Consider the following 3,533-nt stretch of genomic DNA (forward strand, 5'->3'; position numbering starts at 1 on the left):
GGGTCAGCCCTTCGACCCCGAGTCGCCGAAGATGAATCCAGCGAGATACTCGTGGAGCTCGTCCTTCGACAGGTCACCGCTGCGGTCCGTGTCGAGCTTGTCGAAAGTTCCCTCGATCTGGTCGGCGGGAACTCCCCAGGCGCGGTGGTACCGCTCGAACTCGCTCCGCGACACCTTTCCGTCGCCGTCGGTGTCGAACAGGTTGAAGAGCAGGCCGGCGAAAGGCTCCAGGGTCCGGCGGACCACTGTCGGGTCGGCTTCGGCGTAGAAGTCGACGTATTCCTTCCGGCTGATCTTCTGGTCGCCGCTCTGGTCGAGCTGGTGCTGTAGATCGCGCCAGAGATCGACGCTCGCCTGCCGGATTTCCTCGTGCTGCTTCGAGTTGGCCGTGAGCCCGAAACGACTGGACAACCGCTGCGCCATGGCCTCGATTTCCTCGACGCCCACTTCGCCGTTGCCGTCCACGTCAATCAGGTCGAACGCCTTGCTGACCCTGCTGCGCTGGCTCTCTACGTGCTCGCTTGTCATTTCTTTCCGCACCCCGCCTTCTCGTTCCGCGTGCGCCATCCTTGTCGCCGGATACTAGACGCGGACGGATGGGGTGTTCAACGGCCGGGATTGCCAAGAAACACATTGGCCGATTCTGTCGGCGGACCATTTTCCGTACGGTGCTCCGGAAGATCGTGAATACAATTCACGGAAGGCTTTCGGCGTCCCACTGGTCACACCCGTGAGGCGGCTTCAGTACAGTCCTTCGGGCGCTGAGCTCGTGGTCTGCAACGGGCTGATATTGGCGACGCCGTCGCAGGGCCACTCCTCGGTCCGGTGCCGCAGCGCCTGATCGCGCTCCAGGATGTTGGGCAGGAAGAGGTCCTCGTGCAGCACGGTGAGCCGTACCTGGCCGACCGCGCCGGGGTCGACGACGGCCGACCAGTCGTCCTTGCGCACGACCGCCATGGTGACCTGCGGGAAGTTCGGCACGTACGAGATCAGCTCCCCGTTCCTCTCCACCTCCCAACAAGCCGCGTTGCCAAAGGTATTGCCGTACGTCATGCCGCAGATTCCGCCATTCAGCGCGGACTTGAAGGCGCGGTACATGTCGGCGCTGATCTGGGTGCCGCTCAACCGGACGCCTTCGAGGGCGGACACGAGGTCGGGGTGGCGCTGACGGAGCGTCTGGAAGAGTGCGGGTGTGGTGTTGAGGTAGTGCACCGGCGCCTGCCGCAGCACATCGGTGATCTGCTCCAGGAGGTGGGCGGTGTAGTCCCCGACGTCCTGGAGGCGGCCGGAGCGGATGAGCCGCTTGACCCAGCGGGGGTCCATGTCGATCGCGTACGCCTGGCCCGCGTACAGCTCGGAGACCTCCCACACGCCGTGGCCGATCAGATGCGGGCCCGTGGGGGTGGCCTGGAGCCAGGTCCGGCCGGGGGCGAAGCCCTCCCGTACGAACGACCACCGGCGCCAGACCGCCCGGTGCCGCAGCATGTCCGGGGTGTAGAAGACCCGGCAGGGGGTGCCGGTGGTGCCGCCGGTGTCCCAGGCGCGGCCGGCCAGCGGGCGCGGCACGGACTGCGGGACGAGATCGCCGGGGTCCTGTTCGCGCAGGTTCTCCAGCCGGAACGGGCCGAAGGCCGCCAGCTGGTCGTAGCGGGTGATGTCGCGGGGGTCGAAGTCGAACCGCTTGGCGCGCCGCAGCCAGTACGGGCTGCCGGTCTCCGGGTGGAAGTGGCGCCGGACGACGCTGCGGCACCACTGGTCGAGGTCGGTGTCGAGCCACCCGGCGACCAGTGCGTCGGGGTCGTCCGACAGCTGGGTGGGGGCGGTCACCGAGGTGGCGGTCATGTGCGCACCTGCCCGCCGGTGAGGTCGATGCCCAGGTCGTACGCGGTGGACAACGCCTGCTGGATGTGCTCGGGCTTCTCGATGTGGACGACGGGGAAGGGGAAGGCCAGGATGCCCTCCGGGATCGACGGCCCCATCACGAGCCCGAGCTCCACGCCCTCGGCCTTCATGCCGGTGTAGACGTCCACGAGGCTGATGGGGTCGGTGGAGTTGCGCTGGAAGAGGTCGCGGACCTCGTCGCCGCTTGTGAGCTTCTTGGGCTCCAGGCAGGAGAGCAGGGGCAGTTGAGGGTCGGAGAAGGCCATCGCGTCGATGCGCGGGGCCATGAAGTCGCGGAAGTGCCGGCGCAGCGGGGAGTGGACCGCGATGGTGCGGCCCGGCAGCGGCACGACGGTGCCGGGCGGGGCCTCGGCGGCGAGGGCGCCCAGCGCCTCGGCGTGGCCGGCGAGCATGAGAATGCGCTGCTTGCCGTCGGCCGTGGGGCCGAAGTCGCCGGCGAGGTGGATCCCGGCGCGCCCCTCGCCGGGGTGGGCGGGTCCGCCGCGGGCGGGATCGCCGTCGGCGGTCTGGGCGAAGGCGAGGGCGATGCCCTGGGCGGGTGCGTCGGCGGGGAGTTCGGGGGTGTCCCGGGCGCCCGCCAGCATCTCGAACAGCTCCTGTCTGCTGAGAGCTCCCGCCAGGGCGCTGGCCGTCATCGCGCCGAGGCTGAGGCCGCCGATGGCGGTGGGGCGCAGGCCGTACTGGGCGAGCGCGTCGTGCACGCCGATCGCGAGCGCGGCCTCCCGTACCGTGCCGACGCTCTGGCGCTCCTCCTGCGCGGCCGGCAGATCATCCTCCAGGATCTGACCTACCGTCAACCCCGTCCACCGCGCGACCTGTTCGTACCAGCTACGGACGACCGGGTACTCGTGGTACAGCTCCAGACCGTGCGGCTCGGTGCCGACGCCGCCGCCGAACAGATAGCCCAAAGTCATTCTCGCCCCCAGCGGGAAGGTAACAGGAGAAAGACGCGGTACGGCGCCCGTGACAGGGGCGGCTCCCCGGCGGGGAATTCCGACCACGACGCGATCGCACCGTAACATCCATTCACTTGCCACCGAAAGGTGCAATTCCCCGCTCCGGGAATGTCGCAGCGCGCGCTATCGAGACGATATTGCAGGCTGAAACAATCCGGGGGCACCGCTTCCTATTGCCTCGGGCGAGCCGGTCCGGTGAATCCCGTAAAGCACATGGCGGGCCCGGTTCGGCCCGCACGGCTCAGTCGGACTGCGCCACAAAGCTCTTCGGGACCCGGGGCGGCCAGGCGCCCACGGTGAGCATACCGATCGAATGGGCACGGGAGACCAGGGCCACCCGATTCGGCACCTTGAACTGACGCAACATCAGACCGATGCGGTATTCGACGCCCTTGCGGCTGAGGTAGAGGGACGCCGCCAGCTCCACGGTGGAGGTGCCCACGGCGATGCCCTCCAGGATGCACGCGTCGAGCGCGGTGAGCCGCTCGGTGTCGGGCGGGGCCGCCGCGCTCCCGGCTCCGTGCGGCCGCCCCGCCGGGTCCCCGCGCTCCGGCGTCCGTTCGGCCGCTGGGCGACAGGAGCCCCTCCGGCCGCCGGCCTCCGGGAGCGCCGTGGTGGAGCCGACCGCCGTGGAACCGCGTAACGGCGTCAATCCGTACACCCGCCTTCCTCAAT

The 3,533-nt window shown here is 69.0% G+C and carries 4 protein-coding genes; all 4 read right to left on the reverse strand.

The window, feature by feature from the left end:
- Positions 1-3: 3 nt before the first annotated feature.
- The 4 genes from ACFU99_RS37605 to ACFU99_RS37620 all read right to left on the reverse strand — a co-directional run bounded on the left by ACFU99_RS37605 (position 4) and on the right by ACFU99_RS37620 (position 3,519).
- Positions 4-567, reverse strand: a complete 564-nt coding sequence (locus ACFU99_RS37605; protein ID WP_384401365.1) for an EF-hand domain-containing protein — start codon at positions 565-567, stop codon at positions 4-6.
- Positions 568-741: 174 nt separating this feature from the next.
- Positions 742-1,842 carry an arylcarboxylate reductase gene (locus tag ACFU99_RS37610; RefSeq protein WP_384401368.1) on the reverse strand — a complete coding sequence of 367 codons (1,101 nt, stop codon included), beginning with the start codon at positions 1,840-1,842 and terminating at the stop codon, positions 742-744.
- On the reverse strand, positions 1,839-2,816 hold the full coding sequence (locus ACFU99_RS37615; protein ID WP_384401371.1) for an ACP S-malonyltransferase: 978 nt from the start codon (positions 2,814-2,816) through the stop codon (positions 1,839-1,841). Before ACFU99_RS37615 ends, ACFU99_RS37610 begins: the two co-directional genes overlap by 4 nt.
- Positions 2,817-3,099: 283 nt before the next feature.
- On the reverse strand, positions 3,100-3,519 hold the full coding sequence (locus ACFU99_RS37620; protein WP_384401374.1) for a LuxR C-terminal-related transcriptional regulator: 420 nt from the start codon (positions 3,517-3,519) through the stop codon (positions 3,100-3,102).
- Positions 3,520-3,533: the final 14 nt, after the last annotated feature.

Source organism: Streptomyces sp. NPDC057654 (genome assembly GCF_042800135.1).
Classification (GTDB): Bacteria; Actinomycetota; Actinomycetes; order Streptomycetales; family Streptomycetaceae; genus Streptomyces.

Excerpts from the sequence above, each read along its gene's own strand:
- ACFU99_RS37605 (WP_384401365.1), bottom strand. The coding sequence starts at position 567 with ATGGCGCACGCGGAACGAGAAGGCGGGGTGCGGAAAGAAATGACAAGC.
- ACFU99_RS37610 (WP_384401368.1), bottom strand. The coding sequence starts at position 1,842 with ATGACCGCCACCTCGGTGACCGCCCCCACCCAGCTGTCGGACGACCCC.
- ACFU99_RS37615 (WP_384401371.1), bottom strand. The coding sequence starts at position 2,816 with ATGACTTTGGGCTATCTGTTCGGCGGCGGCGTCGGCACCGAGCCGCAC.